A 22,049-nucleotide genomic window follows, 5' to 3' on the forward strand; every position below is an offset into this window, starting at 1 on the left:
GGTAGCGCGCTGGCGGAAGCGGGCGGATGCTCGCGTTTCGCTTGGAGGCAACGAAGCCGCCAGGATGTGACCCATGGGTCCACGTCCTGGCGGCTTTTTCTGTTTGGGCCACTGAACCGGGGGACGGCACGATGGCGACGGCATTTTGGGAAAACTCCGAAAAGACAAAGTCCGATGATGGCGGTTTCTGGTCGAGCGGGCATACGCCGACGCTGATCGCGGCGTTCCTGTATTTCGATCTGGCCTTCATGGTCTGGGTGCTGCTGGGGCCCCTCGCCCCGCAGATTTCGGCCACACTGGGGCTGACCCCTGCGCAAAAGGGCGTGATGGTCGCGGTGCCGACGCTGGCGGGCGCGGTGCTGCGTGTCGTCAACGGGTTGCTGGTCGACCGGATCGGGCCGAAGCGGGCGGGGGCGATCAGCCAGTTGATCGTCATCGGCGGCCTCTTTTCCGCCTGGGTGCTGGGGGTGAACAGCTTTGGCGGGACGCTGGCGCTGGGCGTCATCCTGGGCTTTGCGGGAGCGAGCTTCGCCATCGCGCTGCCACTCGCCAGCCGCTGGTATCCGCCCGAGCATCAGGGCAAGGCGATGGGCCTGGCGGGAATGGGCAATTCGGGCACGGTGCTCGCCGCCCTGTTCGCCCCCGCCCTGGCCAAGCTGTTCGGCTGGAACGCCGTTCTCGGCCTAGCCTGCCTGCCGCTGACCCTCGTCTTCTTCGCCTATATGGTCATGGCCAAGGACGCGCCGGGCGCCCCGCCGCCACGCCGTCTGGTCGAGTATCTGGCGCCCCTGAAGCAGGCCGATGCCTGGTGGCTGATGGGCTTCTACGCCGTCACCTTTGGCGGGTTCGTGGGTCTGGCTGCCAGCCTGCCCATCTATTTCACCGATCGCTTCGGCCTGACCCCGGTGCAGGCGGGTTATGCCACGGCGGCGTGCGTCTTTGCGGGCTCGCTGGTGCGACCGATGGGCGGGGCGCTGGCCGATGCGATCGGCGGCGTGAAGGCCCTGCTCGGCGTGTTCGCCGCCGCCGCCGTCACGCTGACCGGCGTAGCGATGGTCGACGGGTTCGCCGCCTCGCTGGCGTTGTTCGTCCTGTCCATGCTGGCGCTGGGCGTCGGCAACGGCTCGGTGTTCCAGCTGGTGCCGCAGCGTTTCGCCGCCGAGATCGGCGTGATGACCGGCCTGGTCGGCATGGCGGGCGGGATCGGCGGTTTCTACCTCGCCTCGTCGCTCGGTTTCGCCAAGCAGTGGACGGGCAGCTTTTCGGGCGGGTTCCTGATCTTCGCCGCGCTAGCCTTGGTCGCGCTGGCGGGTCTGATGCTGGTCAAGAGCCGCTGGCGCCGCAGCTGGGGCGCGGCCGAGGGCGTGCGGATCTGATGCTTTTCCTCTTCGACGGATCGAACCGATGAAACACGAAGTTGTCACCCCTGCGAAGGTGGATGCCCGCGAGCACCTTATCGTGATCGGCAACGGCATGGCCGGATGCCGCGCGGTCGAGGAATTGCTGGCCCGCGATCCCGCCCGTTACCGCATCACCATCTTCGGTGCCGAACCGCTGGTGAACTACAACCGGATCATGCTGTCGCCGGTGCTGGCAGGCGAAAAGACGTTCGACGAGATCGTCATCAACGGCCTCGACTGGTATGCTGACAACGGCATCACCCTGGTCAGCGGCGATCCTGTCACCGCGATCGACCGCGAGGCGCGGACGGTCACCGCCCAGAGCGGCATGGTACTGGACTATGACCGGCTGCTGATCGCGACCGGTTCCGACCCGTTCATCATCCCGGTGCCCGGTCACGACCTGCCCGGCGTCATCAGCTTTCGCGACATGAAGGATGTCGAGCACATGCTCGCCGCCGCCGAGCTGGGCGGCAGCGCGGTGGTGATCGGCGGCGGCCTGCTCGGGCTGGAGGCGGCGCATGGCCTGTCCCTGCGCGGGATGAAAGTCACCGTCCTCCACCTGATGCCGACGCTGATGGAACGGCAGCTGGACGAGGCGGCGGGCTGGCTGCTGAAACAGGCGCTGGAGGCGCGCGGCCAGACCGTGTTGTGCGGCGCCGACACCGCCGAAATCGTCGGCGACGGCAAGGTGGAAGCCATCCGCCTGAAGGACGGGCGCGAGATCGCCGCCGATCTGGTGGTGATGGCGGTCGGCATCCGCCCCTCGGTTGCGCTAGCCCGCGCCGCCGGGCTGGAAGTCGGGCGCGGGATCAAGGTGGACGACCATATGGTCACCTCCGACCCGCGCATCCTGGCGGTCGGCGAGTGCGTCGAGCATGACGGACAGGTATACGGCCTGGTCGCGCCGCTCTGGGACATGTGCCGCAGCCTTGCCGATGCGCTGACCGGCAGCCCGTCCGGCTATCGCCCCACCGCGACCGCAACCAAGCTGAAGGTCGCCGGGCTAGACGTCTTCTCTGCGGGCGATTTCGGCGGCGGCGACGGCGCGGAGGACATCGTGCTGCGCGATGCGGCCCGCGGCATCTACAAGCGGGTCGTGGTCAAGGACGACCGCATCGTCGGTGCGGTGCTGTACGGCGACACCGCCGACGGCAATTGGTATTTCGACCTGCTGAAGAAGGGCGAGAGCGTCGGCGACATTCGTGACGCGCTGATCTTCGGCCAGGCCTTCGCCTCGGGAGGGGGGCAGGCGGACCCTAAGGCGGCCGTTGCGGCGCTCTCCGACACGGCGGAGATTTGCGGCTGCAACGGCGTCACCAAGGGGCAGGTCGTGTCGTGCATCGCGAAGGGCGCGCACAGCCTGGATGCGGTCCGCGCCACCTGCAAGGCATCGGCAAGCTGCGGCTCGTGCACCGGGCTGGTCGAGACGTTGCTGGCGCTCACGCTGGGCGACGAGGTCGAGGCGGGGCCGAAGACGATGTGCAAATGCACCAGCTTCGGCCATGACGATGTCCGCCGCGAGATCGTCGCGCAGGACATGCGCTCCATCCCGGAGGTGATGCAGAAGCTGCACTGGTCGACACCCGATGGCTGCTCTTCCTGTCGCCCGGCGCTCAATTACTATCTGCTGTGCGCCCTGCCCGGCGAATATGTCGACGACCAGCAGAGCCGCTTCGTCAACGAACGCATGCACGCCAACATTCAGAAGGACGGCACCTATTCGGTGGTGCCGCGCATGTGGGGCGGGATCACCTCGCCGAAGGAACTGCGCGCGATCGCCGATGTGGTCGAGAAGTTCAACGCGCCGATGGTCAAGGTGACGGGCGGCCAGCGTCTCGACATCTTCGGCATCAAGAAGGAGGATCTGCCCGCCGTCTGGGCCGATCTGAACGCGGCCGGGATGGTCAGCGGCCATGCCTATGGCAAGTCGCTGCGGACGGTGAAGACCTGTGTCGGCTCCGAATGGTGCCGCTTCGGCACGCAGGATTCGACCGGGCTGGGCGTCAAGCTGGAGCGGGCGACCTGGGGCTCGTGGATGCCGCACAAGTTCAAGATCGCGGTGTCGGGCTGCCCGCGCAATTGTGCCGAGGCGACGATCAAGGACTTCGGCGTGGTGTGCGTCGATAGCGGCTACGAACTCCATGTCGGCGGCAATGGCGGGATCAAGGTCCGCGCCACCGACCTGCTCTGCAAGGTCGCGACCGAAGCCGAGGCGATGGAGATGTGCGCCGCCTTCGTCCAGCTCTATCGCGAAGAGGCGCGCTATCTGGAGCGGACCGCGCCATGGATCGAGCGGGTGGGCCTGGCCTATATCCAGTCGCGGCTCCTGCCCGACGAAGAGGCGCGCGCCGAACTCGCCCGCCGCTTCTTCTATTCGCAGAGCTTCTCGCAGGATGATCCCTGGGCCGCGCGCGTCGCGGGCGAGGAACGCGAAATCCATGCGCCGATGGCGCGCTTCCAACCGGTTGGAGAGATGGCATGACCTCTGGTTTCTTGGCGGGCGAATGGCTCGATATCGGCTGGGTCAACGAAATTCCGGTGCGCGGCAGCCGTACGGTGCAGGTTGAGGGCGGCCACGACATCGCCGTCTTCCGCACCGGCGAGAACAAGGTCTTCGCGCTGCTCGATCGCTGCCCGCACAAACATGGGCGGCTGAGCCAGGGGATCGTCCATGGCGGCGCGGTGGCGTGCCCGCTGCACAATTGGCGGATCAGCCTGTCGACCGGCGAGGCGCTGGGCGAGGACAAGGGCTGTACGCCCGTCGTGCCGGTGAAGATCAGCGGCGGCCGCGTCCTGATCTGCCGCGCCAGCACCCTCAAGGCAGCGGCGTGATGATCCTCCCCGGCACGGGGAGGGGGACCGCGGCCGAAGGCCGTGGTGGAGGGGGATCGCCGCGAGCGACCCGCCTGCGGAAGCCCCCCTCCACCAGCTTCGCTGGTCCCCCTCCCCGTACCGGGGAGGATCTATGATCCGTACCACCTGCGCCTATTGCGGCGTCGGCTGCGGCATCCGTGCGACCGTCACCGGCGAGCGCACCGTCCGGATCGAGGGCGACCCCGACCACCCCGCCAATCGCGGCAAGCTCTGTTCCAAGGGCACGCATCTGGGCGAGACGGTCGGCCTCGAGGGTCGCCTGCTCACGCCCATGATAGGCAAGCGTCGCGCGTCCTGGGACAAGTCACTCGACCTCGTCGCCAGGCGCTTTCGCGACACCATCGCGCAGCATGGTCCCGACAGCGTGGCCTTCTACGTCTCCGGCCAGCTGCTGACCGAGGACTATTATGTTGCCAACAAGCTGATGAAGGGTTTCATCGGCTCGGCCAATATCGACACCAATTCGCGGCTCTGCATGTCGAGCGCGGTGGCGGGCCACACTCGCGCGTTCGGCGAGGACGTGGTGCCCGCGTCTTACGAGGACATCGACGCCGCCGACCTGATCGTGCTGGTCGGCAGCAACACCGCCTGGTGCCACCCCATCGTCTATCAGCGTATCCGCGCCCGGTGCGATGCGGGCGCCAAGCTGGTGGTGATCGACCCCCGCCGCACCGAGACGGCGGAGGAAGCCGACCTTCATCTGCCGCTGCGCCCCGGCAGCGACGTGGCGTTGATGAACGGCCTGCTCGCCTGGTGCCGCGAGGCGGGGGCGCTCGACACCGCATTTCTCGCCGATCACCTGTCGGTCCCGGCCGATTTCTGGGAGCGGGTGGGCGAGGGGAGCGATCTCTGGTCGGTGGCGAAGACCTGCGATCTGCCCCCGGCCGACCTGCGCCGCTTCTACGAACTGTTCGCCGCCACGCCGCGCACCGTCACCCTGTTCAGCCAGGGGGTAAATCAGTCGCTGAGCGGCACCGATCAGGTCAATGCGATCCTGAACGTCCATCTTGCGACGGGCCGCATCGGCAAGCCCGGCGCGCAGCCCTTTTCGATCACCGGCCAGCCCAATGCCATGGGCGGGCGCGAGGTGGGCGGGCTGGCCTCCACGCTGGCCGCGCATATGGACTTCGCACCCGACAACCGCGCCCGCGTCCAGCGCTTCTGGGCCGCGCCGACCATTGCCGAAAAGCCCGGCCTAAAGGCCGTCGACCTGTTCCGCGCCTTGGGTGAGGGGCGGATCAAGGCGCTATGGGTGATGGCGACCAATCCCGCCGTGTCGATGCCCGATGCGGGCCGCGTGCGCGAGGCGCTGGCCGCCTGTCCCTTCGTCGTGGTCAGCGACGTGATCGCCGACACCGACACCTCGGCCTTTGCCCATGTCCGCCTGCCCGCCGCCGCCTGGGGCGAGAAGGACGGGACCGTCACCAATTCGGACCGCACGATCAGCCGCCAGCGCGCGCTGTTCCCGCTGCCCGGCGAGGCGAAGCCCGACTGGTGGATCGTCAAGGAAGTCGGCCGCCGCATGGGGTGGAAGACCGCCTTCGCCTATGACCGCCCCGCCGAAATCTGGCGCGAGCATTGCCGTCTGTCGGCCTATGAGAATGACGGCGCGCGCCTTTTCGCGCTGCCCGGCCTGTCGAGTGCGGGCAATGCCGATTATGACGCAATGACGCCGTTCCGCTGGGGCTGCACCCCCTTTGCCGAGGGCCGTTTCCCGACCGCCGATGGTCGCGCGCGGCTGGTGACGGTCGTGCAAAAGGCGATTTCCGGCCCGCTCGCCGCCTGGCCGCTGACGCTCAACACCGGACGCTATCGCGACCAGTGGCACAGCATGACCCGCACCGGCCTGGCGCCCAAGCTCGCCCGCCACCGCGAGGAGCCTTTGGTCGAGGTGCATCCCGACGATGCCGCTGGGCTGGGCGTCACCGATGGCGGACTGGCGCAGGTGGCGACGCCGCAGGGCGACAGCCTCTACCGCGTGCGCGTGACGCCTGCGCAGCGGCGGGGCGAGATCTTCACGCCGATCCACTGGACCGACCGCACCTCCAGCGGCGGACGCACCGGCCTGTTGCCGCGTCCGCTGGTCGATCCGGTGTCGGGCCAGCCGGGCTTCAAGCAAACCCCGGCGCGGCTGGCGGCGGTCGCGACGCGCTGGCGCGGTTTCCTGATCGTCGCGGGCGAGCCGGTGCACACGCCCAAATGCCTGTGGGCGACGCGCGTCGCGGTTCCGGCGGGCAGCCTGTGGGAGTTGGCGGGCGATGGCGATCCGGTGAAGCTGGAAGCGTGCCTGCCCGGCGGCGAGCGGATCGAGGCGATCGACGCGGCGCGGGGCACCAGGCGAATCGCGATCCTGTCGGGCGGTCGGCTGGTCGCCGCGCTGTTCGTGACCGAAAGCGGCGAATTGCCCAGCCGCGACTGGCTGATCGGCCAGTTGGCCGAGGCGGAGGCCGCACCGACCCTGCTCGCCGGACGTGCGCCGGGGGTGCAGGCGGATCGCGGCGCGATCGTCTGCGCCTGTTTCGATATCGGGATGCGCACCATCGTCGCGGCGATCCGCGACCAGCGGCTGGCCGATGTCGCCGCGATCGGGACCGCCTTGGGCGCGGGCACCAATTGCGGATCGTGCCGCCCCGCGCTCGCCCGCCTGCTCGCCGAGGAGACCAACCATGCCGCATGACGATTTTCCCGCCGGTTCGGTCTGGCTGGTCGGCGCAGGGCCGGGCGACCCCGATCTGCTGACCCGCAAGGCCGAGCGGCTGATCGCGGCGGCGGATGCCGTCTTCTACGACGCGCTGGTTGGCCCCGGCATCCTCGACCTGATCGACCCCCGCGCCGAGCAGATCAGCGTCGGCAAACGCTCGGGCCGTCATTCCAAGGATCAGCGGACGATCGACGCGCTGATCGTCGCGGCGGCGCTGGAGGGAAAGCGCGTCGTACGGTTGAAGGGCGGCGACCCGGCGATCTTCGGGCGTACGGCGGAGGAAGTGACCGCCTGCCGCGCGGCGGGCGTGCCGGTACGCATCTGCCCCGGCATCACCGCCGCCAGCGCGGCGGTCGCCTCGGCGGGGACCAGCCTGACCCTGCGCGGCGTGGCGCGTCGCCTGACCCTGGTCACGGCGCATGCGCAGGCGGGCGCGACGCTCGACCTCGACTGGTCAGCGCTGGCCGCGACCGATTCGACGCTCGCCATCTATATGGGCCGCGCGGCCGCCGCGACCGTGGCCCAGCAACTGGTCGCCGCCGGGCGCAGCCCGGACACGCCGGTGCTGGTCGTGGTCAACGCCTCGCTGCCCAATGAGCGAATCATCCGGGGGCGGCTGTCCTCGCTGGCCTTTCTGGTCGAGGCGATCAGCGCCCATGATCCCGCCATGCTGATCGTCGGCGAAGCGGTCGAGGCCGATCCGGCTTTCGCACATGCACAAACGAGCCCAGTGCATGACGGGATGATCGCAGCCTGACAAAAAAGCTGGGCCCGTCGGCTTTGTAAGGGGACGAGCGGACGCGCCTCGGCGCCCCATGGCGGCGGGAGAGTCCAAGACTTCGCCATCGCGCTGTCGCACGGTGACGTTGGTAGAAAGTCTTGGTTTTCCGCCAGTTCCGAGGCTCGGAAGCCTGGGGAAGGAATGGTGCCGCTTACACGATGCGTCTCGGGCGGCAGCGCGTCACCGTCCACGATAGCCTTTAGCAACGCTTCCCGATCCTTCGTTCAGCGCGTCGGAAGGCTGGCAATGACGGTTTCGACTCATCGTTCAGGATCATCGTGGGCGGGAGCATTGGTCGGGGCTCGATGACGACCGGTTGCCATTTGAATACAGCGTGCATGACCCGGATGGTGAGACCCATGGTCGCGCGCTGGATCGTGGGTCAGCCGATGGGCAGCGGAACCGTCCGCCTCAACCAAGCGGCGAACGTGCTGGTCATATCGTCTTCCTCAACCGTACGGATGATGTTCACCGTGGGCGCGACGCTGGCGGATCAAGCAGCTTGGGCCATCTTGATCCTGTGGACTGTGGCGATGCCAATCTTCAGCGACTTCGCTGTGGCGTTGATGGTGGTGCCTTTGTCGAGGAGCGTGCGGGCCCCGCCATGATGCGGTCGCGAAGGATGCTGCGCTCGAACTCGGCGACAACGCTCGGCATCGCGAACATCGCCCGCCCCGATGGGATGGAGGAGTCGGACCGGAAAGGCGGGACAACATTCCTCCAATCCCCTTGGCAGTGGCCCTACGAAGTCATCGAATAAAACGCCCGGATACGATCAGCCATTCTCAAACCATTTGATTTCGGAACAGGCAGAGTGAGCGCGCAGGATCGGTAGAAGATCATGGGGCTGACAGATGGCAATTCGGGGAGGCTTGCGGCTCTCAGGCATGACCGCGCCGCTCGCCATTGACGGACCCATGACGGGGGCGTGGTTCGCAGCTTGGGGCGCCCCGACGCCGAAGCCCGGCGACGTCGTGATCCTCGACAACCTGCCCGCCCACAAGAGCGTCGTGGCACGTATGGCGATCGAGGCAGGGGGGGCGGCTGCTTTTCCTTCCGCCTTACTCGCCTGACTTCAACCCGATCGAAAACGCCTACCAAGCTCAAGGCGCTCCTGCGCAAAGCCGCCGCCCGCACCCGCGACGACCTGTACCACGCTATCGGTGCCGCCATCGACACGTTCACGCATGCCGAGTGCGCCAACCACTTCGCCGCTGCCGGTACGATGCAGACTGATCCGAATTCGCTCTAGGGATCGGCCACACCCCTCCACCACGCCCTGCGGGCGCGGTCCCCCATCCCAACTGCGATGGGTAGGAATGGAGGTGTTACAGCGCCTTCAAGCGGATGGCCTGGCCACCACCGGGCGCAAGCGACAGCGTCAGCGTGTCGCCCTTCTTCACCCGCTTGGTCTCGAACGCGATCGAATGGCGGGCATCGGTCGCATAGGTCGCGCCGGGACCGTCCTTGTACACCTGCGCCTCGTAACGCTTGCCCGGATCGAGGAAGTCGAGCGTTATGGTCAGCTCCCGTGCATTCTCGTCGGTGATCGAGCCGATATACCAGTCCCGGCTTTTCCGGTCCCGCCGGGCGAAGGTTACGTAATCGCCCACCTCGCCGTTCAGGACGCGGCTGTCCTCCCAGTCCACCGGCACATCCGCGATGAAGCGGAACGCCTGCGGGTATTTCGCATAATTCTCCGGCGTGTCGGCCGCCATCTGTACCGGCGAGTAGAGCACGACATACAGCGCCAGCTGCTTGGCAATGGTCGACTGGATCGGACTGTTGTCGCTGCCCGTCAGGCTGAGCACGCCCGGCGTGAAGTCCATTGGCCCTTCCAGCATCCGGGTGAAGGCCAGATTGACCTCATGCTCTGGCGGGTTCTTGCCCGGCCAGGCGTTATATTCCATTCCCCGCGAGCCCTCGCGCGCCATCCAGTTGGGATAGGTACGGCGCAGGCCGGTGTCCTTGACCGGCTCGTGGGAGTCGATCGATACCTTGTACCTGGCGGCGGCCTCCAGCACGCGCAGATGGTGGTTCACCATCCACTGGCCTTCATGCCACTCGCGGCTTACCGAGCCGTCCGCGTTCACCCGCTCGATCTGCCCGGCATCGGCGACATAGCCGGTCTTGACCACATGCTCGCCATGATCGGCTGCGAATTTGAAGGCCGGGTCGAACTGGCTTGCATAATGGCTGACCGCGCCGCCCGTCTCGTGATGGCCGATCAGCGAGACGCCCTTGGCCTTGGCGTATTTGGCGAGATAGTCCGCGTCGAAATCCTCCGCCGGGGTCGCGAACTGCATCGCCGAGCCATTGCCCGCCCAGTCGCCGTCCCAGCCGATATTCCACCCCTCGACCAGGACGCCGGGGATGCCGTATTTCGACGCGAAGTCGATATAGGTCTTCACGTTCGCGGTGGTGGCGCCATGGCGAGGCCCGCGCGCCCAGCTCCATTCGCCCTTGATCATTTTCCACCAGACGCCGACGAACTTGCCGGGCTTGACCCAGGATACGTCGCCCAGCTTGTTGGGCTCGTTCAGGTTGAGCATCAGATGACTCATATAGAGCCCGCCCGCATCCGGCGCGATCAGGAAGGTGCGCCACGGCGTCGTCCAGGCACCCGTCTTCACCACCTTGGGCGCGCCCGAGCCGGGGGTGAGGACCGCCTTGAAGCTGTTCCCCTCGGTCTTCATGACGGCCATGCTGGCATAGTCGACCAAAGCCGCCTCATGGATGGCGATATGGGTGCCGTCGTCCAGCTTCATCGTGATCGGCGTCGCGGCTGTGCCCACCGCCGTGATCGGCGTGCGGTTGTAGAGATATTCCTCACGGTTCCACAGGAAGGCGGGCTTCCACCACGCAGTCCCGTTCTGCGCTATGTTGAACTCGGTCAGCTCCTCGGCGATGTTGGCCTTGGGCAAAGCCTGCTGCTCGGGAAATTCGTAGCGGAAGCCGACACCGTCGTCCTGCACCCGGAACACCACGTCATAGCGGCGATGGAGCGCGCTCGACTCCATCAGGCGGACACGCATCTCGCGGTGATTGTCGCGGATGGTGCGCCATTCGCCCCAGGGCTGGGTCCAGCTGGTGTCGGACTGGGCATGGGTGACCGCCTCGATCTTCATACCGCGTTCGATCTTGGGCGCGTCGGTGAACATCATGCCCAGCCGCGAGGGCGCGACGATCGCCTTGCCGTTGCGGGCAATCATATAGACCGCCCGGCCGTCATTGTCCGTCGATACTTGCACCGTGATCTGGCCGTTCGGCGAGGTCTCGATCGCGTCGGGCTGTCCGGCGGGCTTGGCGAATTTGAACGTCTCGTTGACCGCCGGATCGGCGGGACCGTTCTGGGCCTGTGCCGCACTGGCGATCAGGCCGAGGCCGATGGCGAGGGTCGTCTTCATGCAGTCATCTCCCGGATCGCCGCCCCGAACGCGCCCAGGCGTTCATCGGTGGCGCTATTGATGTGGATCAGCGGTCGTCCCCCGCGCGGCAGGGCAGGGGGCAGGGTCACGGGCATGTCGCCCAGATTGAACAGGCAGAGCAGGCGCTGGTCGCCCTCGCGCCGTTCGAAGGCGAGCAGCTGGTCGTCGGCATGGAGCAGCGTCAGGCCGCCGACCGCCAGTGCGGGCGTCTCGGCCCGAAGGCGGACGAGGCGACGGGTGAGGTTCAGCAGCGAGTCCGGGTCGCCATCCTGACGGTTGACCGCGAGCGCGGCGTGATCCGGCCCGACCGGCAGCCAGGGCTCGGCATCCGAAAAGCCGCCGTTGATGGCATTGCTGCTCCACGGCATCGGCGTGCGCACCCCGTCGCGCGACAGCGTCAGCGGCCAGTTGGCGATGGCTTCGGGATCGACCAGCCGCTCGAAGGGGACATCGACCTGGGTCAGTCCCAGTTCCTCCCCCTGATAGAGAAAGGCATTGCCGCGAAGCGCGAGCAGCAGCAGCATCTTCATCCGCGCAAAGGCATCGCGGTGTTCGGGCGTCGTCCAGCGCGACACGGCGCGCGGCGCGTCATGATTCTCGAATGCCCAGCTCGGCCAGCCCATGCCCGGCTCGGCGGGCCATTTCGCCACCGCTTCGGCGACGATGCGCGGGGTCAGCCGGTCGGCATAGAGGAAGTCGAAGCCATAGGCCGTATTCAGCCGGTGGTCGCCAGCGGTGAACAGCTTCATCTCGCGATCCGCCTCGTCGCCGCCGACCTCCGCCACGGTGAAACGGTCGCCATATTTGTCCAGTGTCGTCCGAATCCGCTCCAGGAAGGGCACGATATCGGCGTGACTTTGATTGTAGAGCTTGACCTGGAAGTCGAACGGCCGGGTGCGCGTCTTGCCCGTGTCCGGCGCGGGCGGGTTATCGCGCATGGTCGGCTCGTGCATCATGAAGTTGATCGCATCGAGCCGGAAGCCGTCCACCCCCCGGTCCAGCCAGAAGCGCGCCGTCGCCAGCAATTCGGCCTGCACCTCCGGGTGGTGGACGTGAAGCTGCGGCTGCTCCTTGAGGAAATTGTGGAGATAATATTGCCCGCGTCGTGCGTCCCAGGTCCAGGCGGGGCCGCCGAACACCGACTGCCAGTTGGACGGCGGCGAGCCGTCGGGCTTGGCATCGGCCCAGACATACCAGTCGGCGCGGGCATTGGTGCGGCTGGACCGGCTTTCGGTGAACCAGGGATGCTCGTCGGAGGTGTGGCTGTACACCTGATCGATGACGACCTTCAGCCCCAGTTCGTGCGCCCGCGCCACCAGCGCGTCGAAATCAGCGAGCGTTCCAAAGATCGGATCGACATCGCGATAATCCGCCACGTCATAACCGAAGTCCTTCATCGGCGAGGTGAAGAAGGGCGACAGCCAGATCGCATCCACGCCCAGGCTGGCGACATGGTCGAGGCGCGCCGTGATGCCGGGCAGGTCGCCGATGCCGTCGCCATTGCTGTCGGCGAAGCTGCGCGGGTAGATCTGATAGATCACCGCGCCCTTCCACCAGGGGCGCGCGGGCTTATGGACAGTCTCGGTCATCAACGGCTCTCCGCCGCGCAGACGGCATAGCCGAAAGCGGGCAATTCCAACATCAGGCTCCCCGGCGCGGCGGCGGTCGAGGCACAGGTGCCGGCCATGGTGGCGAAACGTTGCGATGCCGTTTCAACCTGCACAGCCTGAGCAAGAGGCTTGGCCGAGGTGTTGAAGGCGATCACATATTCGCGCCCCGTGGCGGGATCGAAGCGCGACACCGCGAACAGGCCCGGCGCATCGCCGCGCGCGCGGATCACCTGCCGCCCCCGTGTCAGCGCCGGATTGGCGGTGCGCAGCCGGGCGAGGGTCGCGATCTCGCGATAGAGCGGGTGGCTGGGCGCGAAGCTGTCGGTCGCGGTCGTCTTGGACGTGCCGACCAGCCTGTTGTCGTTGTAGCTGGCGACCTTGCTGGCGAACATGTCCTCACGCGCGTCCTGGTCGTTGCCGTCGCCCGCGAAGCCCTGTTCGTCGCCCGAATAGATGGTCGGCACGCCGCGCAGCGTCAGCAGCATCGCATGGCCGAGTTCGACCCGCTTCAGGATTTCCTCGTCCGAGGCGCTGGGGTTGGCTGCCCGCACGTCGCGTGCGAAGCGGCCATGGTCGTGATTGCCGAGAAAGGTCGGCAATATGTCCGCCGTCGCCTCGCCCTTGGCGTACAGCACATCGCCCTCGAACAGGTTGGACAGGACGCGGGTCGGCTTGTTCTCGGCGACCGTCTGGATCACCGCGTTCATGAAGGCGAAGTCGAGAACCGCCGGATAATCGGCGATCTTGGTCCAGCGGGCCAGCGCACCCGGCTCCATCCCCGCCGTCACCTCGCCGAAGATGTGGAAGTTCGGAATGCCCTTCGCCTTGGCGCGGTCCAGCATGGCGGGGACGAAACTGCGCCAGAACTCCGGGTTCACATGCTTGGCGGTGTCGATGCGAAAGCCGTCGATGCCGAACCGGTCGATCCAGCTGCCGTAAATGTCGATCATGCCCGCAATGACGCGCGGATTTTCGGTGTAGAGATCGTCCAGTCCCGAAAAGTCGCCGGTGGTCGAGCTTTCATCCTCGAAGCTCGTATTGCCGCGATTGTGGTAATAGATGGGATCGTTGAGCCAGGCGGGGGTCTTGGCGTTCTTCTCGGCTGCGGGCACATAGGGGGTGTAGGCGTAGTTCGGGTCGGTCAGCCTCGCGAAGTTCGCCGTCGTCTGCACATCGTCGCCCAGAAAACCCGGATTGATCGCCGCGCCCTTCACGCCGCCACGCCGCTGATAGGGGTAGGGCGCACGGTCGCGATACGGGCAGGGTGAGCCTTCGGCGCATTCGCGATACTGGATCACGTCCGCCGTATGATTGACGATGATGTCCATATAGACCTTCATCCCCCGGCCATGCGCCGCCGCGATGAAGGCGCGCAGGTCCGCCTCGCTGCCCAGATGCGGGTCGACCGTGGTGAAGTCGGTGATCCAATAGCCGTGATAACCCGCGCTCTCCTGGCCCTTGGCGCCCTGCACGGCCTTGTTCTTGAAGATCGGCCCCAGCCAGATCGCGGTCGCGCCCAGACCCTGGATATAGTCGAGCCGCCTGGTCAGCCCCTTCAGATCGCCGCCGTGATAGAAGCCCTTGTGCGTCGGATCGAAGCCGGTAATCAGCGGGCCGCCCTTCAGCCCGCCGCGATCATTGGCGGTGTCGCCATTCTCGAACCGGTCGGGCAGGACGAAATAGATCACCTCGTCCTGCGGCAAGCGCTGACGGTAATCCTGGGCGGCGAGCGGCGTGGCGGTCGCGAGGAGCGCGAGCAGCAGCGTCTTCATGCAAAAACCTTTGGGGCAGGGGCGGCGCAATGCGCGGCGAGGAAGGCGTCGTGCGTCGGCAGCCGGGCGGCCACCTGCGCGGCGTGACGCCGGGTGAGGCTGAGAAAATCGTCGAGATCGTCCGCCGACAGCGCATCGGCGAGCGCATGATGTCCGGCCGGGATGATGCCCTGGCCGATCATCACCTGTACCCAGGCGGGTTCGGCGAAGAGTTCCTCGCCCTCCCGACGGAAACGACCATTTGCGCGGAACAACGCGATCCGGGCGGCCAGGCTCTCGGGCAGGGGCACCGCCCGCCGCTCGGTCCAGAAGGGCTCGGGGCGGGCATTGGCATGGTAGTGCAGGATCAGGAAATCGCGGATCGCCAGCCACTCGGCCGCCGTCTCGCGATTATAGGCATCCATCTCGACCGCTGGCGGAATCGTCCCCGGCCAATAGTCGAGCAGCCGCGCGATGCCCGACTGGATCAGATGGATGCTGGTCGACTCCAGCGGCTCCAGAAATCCCGCCGCCAGCCCGAGCGCGACACAGTTCCCGACCCAGGCGCGCCGCCGCCGTCCGGTGGTGAAGCGCAAGCGGCGCGGCTCGCCCATCGCCTCGTCGTTCAGCGCGGATAGCAGGCGATGGGCGGCTTCGTCGTCCGAGAGATGGCGGCTGTCATAGACCAGGCCATTGCCGGTGCGGTGCTGAAGCGGAATGCGCCACCGCCAGCCTGCGCCATGTGCGATCGCGCGGGTATAGGGGGGCAGGGGGCAGGTCCGCTCGCCCGCCACCGCCAGCGCGCGGTCGCAGGGGAGAAGCTCGGACCAGTCGTCGAACGGCTCGGCCAGCGTCTCGCCGATCAGCAGCGCACGGAAACCCGTGCAGTCGATGAACAGGTCGCCCGCATGGGCCTGACCGTCGTCGAGCACGACATGGTCGATCCGTCCGCCCGCATCACGCGCGACCGAGGCGATGCGCCCCTGCACCCGTACCACGCCTGCCGCTTCGGCGTGGCGGCGGAGCAGCGCGGCGTAGAGGCTGGCATCGAAATGATAGGCCCAGGCCAGGCCGCTCGGCAGGTCGGGACGGCCGGGATCGGGGGCGAAGCGGCCCGCCATGGCGGCTTGCGCTCCCGGCATATGGCCCCAGAGCGAGGCCGGGTTCGCCGCCCCGCCGCCGCGCAGCCAGTAATGATGGAAGGGGACGAGGCCCAGGCCGCGCCCGATGCTGCCAAAGGCATGAAGATAGCCGCTGCCTTCGCCCGACCAGCCCTCGAACCGGATACCCAGCTTGAAGCTGCCGTTGGTCGCACGGAGGAACTCGGCCTCGTCCAGCCCCAGCATCTGGTTGAACAGGCGAATACCGGGAATGGTCGCCTCACCCACGCCGACCGTTCCGATCGCATCGGATTCGATCAGGGTAATGCGGGTGGAGGCGGGTGCGAACCGGGCGAGGGCCGCTGCCGCCATCCAACCGGCCGTGCCGCCGCCGACGATCACGACCCGTTGAGCGATATGGTCTGCGGAAGGGGCGGCGTCCATGCGGCGTCTCACGAAACCCGCGCCGACCGTTCGATCGGCGCGGGAAATAGGGTCATCAGAAGCGATAGGTAAACCCGGCCAGGAACCGGCGGCCATAGCTCTGATAGTCGATCACCTCGTCACGGCGACCGGCATTGGTGGTCACGAACGGAGTGTCGGTCAGGTTCTGGCCCTGCACGAAGATCGACAGGCCCTTGAACGTGCCTTCCTGGAAGTCATAGCCGATCTGGCCGTCGACGATCGTCTCGTCGATTGCACGGCGCCGGACACGGTTGGCACCGAAGCCCGACAGCTCACCGACGAAGGTCGAGCGGTAGCGGACCGAGCCACGGATATTCAGGCCCCACTTCTCGAAGAAGGCGGTGCCGTTCGCCACCCAGCGCGAATAGCCGGGGATGTCCTCGGGCTCGCCGCCCGGCGTCGGGGTGATCTCGGTCTTGGTGTAGGACCCGCCGCCGGTCAGGCCGAAGCCGTCGAGGAAGCCGACCAGCTGACCCAGCGGCAGCGTGCCCGCCAGCTCGACGCCGTAGATCTTGCCGCCGGTGCCGTTAATTGGGCGGGTGATGCGCCCTTGTGTCGGGATGCCCGCGGGCAGCGAGGCGGGCAGCGGCAGGCCCGTATAGTCGTAAGGCTGCTCTAGATTGTACACGAAGCTCTTGAGGTCTTTGTAGAAGCCCTGTGCCGCCAGATAGCCGCGCGTGCCGAAATATTTCTCGACCGTCACGTCATAGGAGTTCGACCGGATCGGGCGGAGATACGGGTTGCCGCCATTGCCCGAGATGATCCCCTGCGCCGCGTCGAAGCCATAGGACAGCGCCACCCGCATATCGTCGAAGCGCGGGCGCATCATCTGGCGCGCCGCCGCCACGCGGAAGACCCAGTCGCTGGGCAAGCGCAGCGAGAGATTGGCGCTGGGCAGGATGTCCCAATAATCGTCGCCTTGAACGATGTTGGTATAGCCGGTGCCGTTGTAGACCAGCCCGCGCGACTTCTGCTCGGTGCCGACCGCCTGCACGCCGATATTGCCGGTCAGCTCGGCCGCGCCCAGTTGCGCCTTCAGGTCCGCCTGGAGATAGGCGGTCATCAGATGCTCGGTGGTGGTATAGGCCTTGGCAGGTACGTCGGGGCTGGTGTTGGGCGTCAGCGTATAGACCCCGCCCGCGAGCAGCGCGCGCGGATCATAGCTGAGCATCGGGCCCAGACCCAAATAGGTCAGGTCGGTCGGCGTCTGGCGATATTGCTGGGGCAAGGGCGCGATGGTCGCACCACCCGGCAACGTCACGAAGGACTCGTTCGGCGCCAGTGACTTGGCATGATCGGTATAGTTCAGGCCAAAGCGTATCGCGTGGACGATCGGCGTCTCGATTTCGCGCTCGATCTCGACCCTGTACTGCTTGATCTGATCGGTGATCTTGCGGTCGTTGAAATAGCCCGCCTGCCGGGTCGAGCCGCCCCAACCCAGCGGATCGGTCAGCTGGATGAGGTTGGGGTCGGAATAGTTCAGCGTCGGCTTGAAGACGGTGCCGGTGCGGCCCGTGGTGAAGCCGATCGTGTCGGTCGCGCCATTGCCCTGACCGTAGCCGGTGCCGCTATAGGTCTCCAGCGTCACCTCGTCGCGGTCGGTGCGCGAATAGCTGAGGTCGATGAACGCGCTCCAGCCGTCATCGCCCTTATACTTGCCGTTATAGCCGAACGAATAGAGCTTGGCCTTGCGCTGGAACGAGTCGTTGCGGACCACACCCTCGACCCGGTTGAAGGTGCCCGAGGTGACGAGGCCGTTATTGACCACCGCATTGGTCAGCGAGGTGCCCGAACCCCATTGCAGCGGCAGCTCGATCCCGCGCTTGATCTGGTCGTCGTTGAAGTCGGAATAAAAGCCGTCCAGCGTGCTGGTGAAGGTGTCGCTCATCCGCCACTGTACCGTGCCCGACAGGCCCAGCCGCTTCAGCGTGGTCGAGGTGACATAGGATTTCGAGCCGCCGATGACGTCGACCGGCTGGCCGCCGACCGTCGTCTGCGCATAGCCCCAGGCATTGCCTTCCTGAATCTGGTACGGTTCGTTCAGGTAGCTGGCCGACAGCGCGACGCCGATCGTGTCGTCGGCGAACTGGTCGACATAGGTCGCGCTGGCGCGGTAGCCGAAGTCCTTCGACCCCGCATTCAGCTTGCCGATATCGGCATAGGTGCCGCGTGCGCCGACCGAGATCACGCGCTTGCCATAGTCCAGCGGGCGGATGGTCTTCAGGTCGACCGTGCCCGACAGGCCCTGGCCGATCAGCCCGGCATTGGCGGTCTTGTAGATCAGGACCTGGTTGACGACTTCGGCCGGATACTGGTCATATTCGACGGCGCGGTTGTCGCCGGTCGACGTCTGCTCGCGGCCGTTCAGCAGCGTGGTCGAGAAGTCGGGCGCGAAGCCGCGGATCGAGATGGCGTTGGAGCGCCCGTTGACCCGCTGCGACGTGACGCCGGGCAGGCGGGCGATGGACTCGGCGATCGACGCGTCGGGCAGCTTGCCGATATCCTCGGCCGAGACGGACTCGACGACCAGATCACGGTTCTTCTTTTCGGCGACGGCGTTTTCCAGCGCGGCGCGGAAGCCGGTGACGACGATATCGCCGGGCTCGGACTCCGCCTGCGCCTGCTGGGCGGCGGTGTCGGGCGTGGTCGGCGCGGGTACGACCGCGACGCTTTGCGCGAAGACCGGTGCGGCGACGATCATGGCCAGCGTGCTGACCCCGAGCTTCAGGAATGAGCGCGCGGCATCGGCCGGCGCCACAGGGCGAACCGTCATGAAATCCCCTCCAGGAAATCCCGTTTTCTTTCGATGAACGGGTATGGTTGTTGTCCCTCCTGTGAAAGGGTGCGGGCCTAAAAGGAATAATGGCGCATACGTATTCAATGCGGCCGGATCGGCCTGTTGCATTATTACGACAGCGCTTCTGCTTAACCCGGCTCAGCAAAGCCGGTAAGCGAAGGGGAGAGGAGGAAGCATCGATTTGGCCGGTCCGCGAAAGCCCACATCGTTCGACATCGCGCAAATGGCGGGCGTATCGCAGCCGACGGTCAGCCGTGCGCTGCGCGGCAGCCCTTCGGTCAGCGCGGCCACGCGTGCCCGGATCGAGGCGATCGCGAAGACCCTGAACTATACGGTCGACCGTGCCGCCTCGAACTTGCGCAGTGGGCAGACCCGGACGCTGGCACTGCTCCTCTTCCGCGATCCCTCGCCGGGGCGGACGCTGATCAATCCGTTCTTTCTCGGTATGTTGGGCTCGATCATGGAGAGTTGTGCCGAGGTCGGGTATGACCTGCTCGTCTCGTTCCAGAACCCGACCAGCAACTGGCAGGCCGATTATGAGGACAGCCACCGGGCCGATGGGCTGATCCTGCTCGGCTATGGCGACTATGCCGATTACCGCGAACAATTGGAGACGCTGGTCGCGCGCGGCACGCATTTCGTGCGCTGGGGATCGGTGACGCCGGGGCAGCCAGGGCTGACCATCGGGTGCGACAATCATGCAGGCGCGCTGGCCGCGACGCGGCATCTGGTCGCGCAAGGCCGCACGCGGATCGCCTTTCTGGGCGATGCGACCGACCATTATCCCGAATTTCACGACCGCTATCGCGGCTATTGTGACGCGCTGGCCGAGGCGGGTCTGGACTGCGATCCGGCGCTTCAGGTCGGTGCGATTTCCAGCGAAGAAGCGGGCGAACAGGCGGCGCGCGCCTTGCTGGCGCGGGGGCGGTCCTTCGACGCGATCATGGCGGCGAGCGACCTGATCGCACTGGCCGCGTTGCGGGTCGTGACCGAGGCGGGGCTTCGCGTGCCTGCCGATATCTCGCTGGTCGGGTTCGACGATATTCCGGCAGCAAGCTTCGCCCATCCGCCGCTTAGCACCGTAATCCAAGATGCCGCCGCCGCCGGGCGATTGCTGGTGAGAGCCCTGCTCGCCGAGATTGCAGGCAGGCCGCGAACGCCGACCTTGCTGCCCGCCACGCTGGTCGTGCGCGGATCGAGCATCAGATCATAGGCATAAGAAAATAGCATATTGGGAGAGAATATGGAGAAGCCGCGCCAAGGCTTTTGGGGGTTGTGGAACACCTCGTTCGGCTTTTTCGGCATCCAGATCGGCTTTGCCCTGCAAAACGCCAATGTCAGCCGCATCTTCCAGTCGCTGGGGACGGCCGAGAAGGACCTGGCGTTCTTGTGGATCGCCGCGCCGCTGACGGGGCTGCTCGTCCAGCCGGTGATCGGCCATTATAGCGACCGGACCTGGGGACGGTTCGGGCGGCGGCGGCCATATTTCCTGGCAGGCGCGGTGCTGGCGACGCTGGCGCTGGTGGGGATGCCCAATGCGGGCGGGCTGGCCGCGGCGGCCATGCTGCTCTGGCTGCTCGATGCCTCGCTGAACGTGTCGATGGAGCCGTTCCGCGCGTTCGTCGGCGATATGCTCCCCAGCCGTCAGCGAACGGCGGGCTATGCGTTCCAGACCGGGTTCATCGGCGCAGGGGCGGTGCTGGGGTCGCTCGCGCCGATGGTGCTGACCGATGTCTTCCATGTCGCCAATGTCGCTGCACCGGGCGGAGTGCCGCCCTCGGTGCGTTATGGCTTTTACATCGGAGCCGCGGCTCTCTTCGTCGCGGTCTTGTGGACCGTCCTGACCACCCGCGAATATGCACCCGAGCAACTCGCCGCCTTTGCCGAGAGCGATGAGGGGCAGGCGACGTATAGCGATGCCGCGCCCAGCGAACGGATCGGCACCGCACCGCTCTGGATCACGGCCGGAGTAGTGATCGTCGCCGCCGTGGGATGGCTGGGCCTCGACAAGCCGGTCTATCTGCTGGGCGGCGGGCTGATCACCTTCGGCCTGGCGAAGATCGTCAGCGCGGCGCTGGTGCGGGGCGGGCGGGGTCGCAATGCGCTGAGCCAGATCCTGGCCGATCTGGCGGTGATGCCCGTAACGATGAAGCAGCTGGCGCTTGTTCAGTTCTTCACTTGGTCCGCGCTGTTCATCATGTGGATCTACACGACGCCGATCGTCGCCGAGCGCGTCTTCCATGCGAGCGACCCGGCGAGCGCGGCGTTCAACGAAGGCGCCAATTGGGTCGGTGTGCTATTCGCGGTCTATAGCGGGGTGGCCGCGCTCTGGGCCTTTGCGCTGCCGCCACTGGCGCGGGCGATCGGGCGGCGGAACACGCATGTCCTGGGATTGCTCTGCGGAGCGGCGGGGTTCGCGTCGTTCCTCGTGATCCGGGACGCTTGGCTGTTGCTCGGCGCGATGGTGCTGGTCGGTATCGCCTGGGCCTCGATCCTGACCATGCCCTATGCGATCCTGTCGGCGGCGCTTCCGGCCGAAAAGCTCGGGATTTATATGGGGTTGTTCAACATCTTCATCGTCCTGCCGCAGCTGATCGTGTCATCGGTCATGGGGGCGGTGGTCCGGCATTTCTTTGCCGACAATCTGGTCTGGGCGATGGCGATCGCGGCGGGAGTGATGGGGCTGGCGGCGCTGACGATGCTGCGAGTAGCGCGGGAGGCGTGATCCTCCCCAATACGGAGAGGGGGACCGCCGCGAAGCGGTGGTGGAGGGGGGCGCCACCGAGGACATCCATTGCGGAAGCCCCCCTCCGTCAGGCTTCGGCCTGCCACCTCCCGATGCCGGGGTGGATTGTCTTGGCAGGGTGATCGTTGCGGCCAGACCGCCCCCTGACCGTCGACGCCCGCGTCGACCAGGGCGTTCAGGTCGACACCGGTTTCCGCCTCGTTCGGCCGTCCCATCCGCGCCAGCGAGAGGATAGCCGCCATGAGCGAGCGGACACTGGCGCGGCGCTTCCGGGAAGAGACGGGGGAGAGCCCGTTGGCGCGGCTGACCGCGCCGCGGCTAGCGATGGCGCGAAAACGACGCCTGTCGATGGAACACATTGCCGACAGGACGGGAATGGGAACCGCGACCAAT

The 22,049-nt window shown here is 66.6% G+C and carries 13 protein-coding genes and 1 pseudogene; 9 read left to right on the plus strand and 5 right to left on the minus strand.

Translation table 11 applies throughout. The features are described from left to right. The first annotated feature begins 131 nt into the window (after nucleotides 1-131). The 7 genes and pseudogenes from KV697_RS14250 to KV697_RS20160 form a co-directional block, all read left to right on the plus strand. A complete protein-coding gene (locus KV697_RS14250) occupies nucleotides 132-1,376 on the plus strand; it encodes a nitrate/nitrite transporter (protein ID WP_219018754.1) in 1,245 nt (414 codons plus the stop codon). A gap of 28 nt (nucleotides 1,377-1,404) precedes the next feature. Beyond that, nucleotides 1,405-3,885, plus strand: coding sequence for a nitrite reductase large subunit NirB (nirB, locus tag KV697_RS14255; RefSeq protein WP_219018755.1), 2,481 nt, complete (start codon nucleotides 1,405-1,407; stop codon nucleotides 3,883-3,885). Further along, complete coding sequence (gene nirD, locus KV697_RS14260; protein ID WP_042487547.1) at nucleotides 3,882-4,235, plus strand: nitrite reductase small subunit NirD; 354 nt, start codon at nucleotides 3,882-3,884, stop codon at nucleotides 4,233-4,235. The genes nirB and nirD overlap by 4 nt, the downstream gene beginning before the upstream one ends. Nucleotides 4,236-4,368: 133 nt before the next feature. Next, nucleotides 4,369-6,954: a nitrate reductase gene (locus KV697_RS14265; RefSeq protein ID WP_219018756.1), complete on the plus strand. Its 2,586-nt coding sequence runs from the start codon at nucleotides 4,369-4,371 to the stop codon at nucleotides 6,952-6,954. Next, nucleotides 6,944-7,735 carry a uroporphyrinogen-III C-methyltransferase gene (cobA, locus tag KV697_RS14270; RefSeq protein WP_219018757.1) on the plus strand — a complete coding sequence of 264 codons (792 nt, stop codon included), beginning with the start codon at nucleotides 6,944-6,946 and terminating at the stop codon, nucleotides 7,733-7,735. Before KV697_RS14265 ends, cobA begins: the two co-directional genes overlap by 11 nt. A 362-nt stretch (nucleotides 7,736-8,097) precedes the next feature. Next, entirely contained in the window at nucleotides 8,098-8,367 is a 270-nt protein-coding gene (locus KV697_RS14275) for a hypothetical protein (RefSeq protein ID WP_219021530.1), read from the plus strand. 258 nt (nucleotides 8,368-8,625) lie between these two features. Then, a pseudogene (locus KV697_RS20160) lies at nucleotides 8,626-9,011 on the plus strand (transposase); the annotation flags it as partial. A 76-nt stretch (nucleotides 9,012-9,087) separates the two neighbouring features. Here KV697_RS20160 and KV697_RS14290 read toward each other — a convergent pair. From KV697_RS14290 to KV697_RS14310, 5 genes are read right to left on the minus strand one after another with little or no spacing between them, the layout of a single operon-like run. After that, entirely contained in the window at nucleotides 9,088-11,166 is a 2,079-nt protein-coding gene (locus KV697_RS14290; RefSeq protein WP_219018760.1) for a glycoside hydrolase family 97 protein, read from the minus strand. Then, nucleotides 11,163-12,776, minus strand: coding sequence for an alpha-glucosidase (locus KV697_RS14295; protein ID WP_219018761.1), 1,614 nt, complete (start codon nucleotides 12,774-12,776; stop codon nucleotides 11,163-11,165). Before KV697_RS14295 ends, KV697_RS14290 begins: the two co-directional genes overlap by 4 nt. Beyond that, nucleotides 12,776-14,569, minus strand: a complete 1,794-nt coding sequence (locus KV697_RS14300) for an alpha-amylase family glycosyl hydrolase (RefSeq protein ID WP_219018762.1) — start codon at nucleotides 14,567-14,569, stop codon at nucleotides 12,776-12,778. The genes KV697_RS14295 and KV697_RS14300 overlap by 1 nt, the downstream gene beginning before the upstream one ends. After that, nucleotides 14,566-16,092: a tryptophan halogenase family protein gene (locus KV697_RS14305; protein ID WP_219018763.1), complete on the minus strand. Its 1,527-nt coding sequence runs from the start codon at nucleotides 16,090-16,092 to the stop codon at nucleotides 14,566-14,568. Before KV697_RS14305 ends, KV697_RS14300 begins: the two co-directional genes overlap by 4 nt. Before the next feature lie 55 nt (nucleotides 16,093-16,147). Then, nucleotides 16,148-18,886, minus strand: coding sequence for a TonB-dependent receptor (locus tag KV697_RS14310; protein WP_219018764.1), 2,739 nt, complete (start codon nucleotides 18,884-18,886; stop codon nucleotides 16,148-16,150). 205 nt (nucleotides 18,887-19,091) lie between these two features. Between KV697_RS14310 and KV697_RS14315 the strand changes: the two genes are divergently transcribed. Both KV697_RS14315 and KV697_RS14320 read left to right on the plus strand, forming a co-directional pair. Then, entirely contained in the window at nucleotides 19,092-20,123 is a 1,032-nt protein-coding gene (locus KV697_RS14315; protein ID WP_219018765.1) for a LacI family DNA-binding transcriptional regulator, read from the plus strand. 30 nt (nucleotides 20,124-20,153) lie between these two features. After that, on the plus strand, nucleotides 20,154-21,635 hold the full coding sequence (locus KV697_RS14320) for an MFS transporter (protein WP_219018766.1): 1,482 nt from the start codon (nucleotides 20,154-20,156) through the stop codon (nucleotides 21,633-21,635). Nucleotides 21,636-22,049 lie beyond the last annotated feature (414 nt).

It is taken from the genome of Sphingomonas sanguinis, from assembly GCF_019297835.1.
In the GTDB taxonomy this organism is placed as follows: Bacteria; Pseudomonadota; Alphaproteobacteria; order Sphingomonadales; family Sphingomonadaceae; genus Sphingomonas; species Sphingomonas sanguinis_D.

What these genes read in the sequence shown, in the direction of transcription:
- nirB (WP_219018755.1), top strand. Translation starts at nt 1,405, where the DNA reads ATGAAACACGAAGTTGTCACCCCTGCGAAGGTGGATGCCCGCGAGCAC.
- KV697_RS14310 (WP_219018764.1), bottom strand. Translation starts at nt 18,886, where the DNA reads ATGACGGTTCGCCCTGTGGCGCCGGCCGATGCCGCGCGCTCATTCCTG.
- KV697_RS14295 (WP_219018761.1), bottom strand. Translation starts at nt 12,776, where the DNA reads ATGACCGAGACTGTCCATAAGCCCGCGCGCCCCTGGTGGAAGGGCGCG.
- KV697_RS14265 (WP_219018756.1), top strand. Translation starts at nt 4,369, where the DNA reads ATGATCCGTACCACCTGCGCCTATTGCGGCGTCGGCTGCGGCATCCGT.
- KV697_RS14320 (WP_219018766.1), top strand. Translation starts at nt 20,154, where the DNA reads ATGGAGAAGCCGCGCCAAGGCTTTTGGGGGTTGTGGAACACCTCGTTC.
- KV697_RS14250 (WP_219018754.1), top strand. Translation starts at nt 132, where the DNA reads ATGGCGACGGCATTTTGGGAAAACTCCGAAAAGACAAAGTCCGATGAT.
- KV697_RS14275 (WP_219021530.1), top strand. Translation starts at nt 8,098, where the DNA reads ATGACCCGGATGGTGAGACCCATGGTCGCGCGCTGGATCGTGGGTCAG.
- KV697_RS14290 (WP_219018760.1), bottom strand. Translation starts at nt 11,166, where the DNA reads ATGAAGACGACCCTCGCCATCGGCCTCGGCCTGATCGCCAGTGCGGCA.
- cobA (WP_219018757.1), top strand. Translation starts at nt 6,944, where the DNA reads ATGCCGCATGACGATTTTCCCGCCGGTTCGGTCTGGCTGGTCGGCGCA.
- KV697_RS14305 (WP_219018763.1), bottom strand. Translation starts at nt 16,092, where the DNA reads ATGGACGCCGCCCCTTCCGCAGACCATATCGCTCAACGGGTCGTGATC.
- nirD (WP_042487547.1), top strand. Translation starts at nt 3,882, where the DNA reads ATGACCTCTGGTTTCTTGGCGGGCGAATGGCTCGATATCGGCTGGGTC.
- KV697_RS14300 (WP_219018762.1), bottom strand. Translation starts at nt 14,569, where the DNA reads ATGAAGACGCTGCTGCTCGCGCTCCTCGCGACCGCCACGCCGCTCGCC.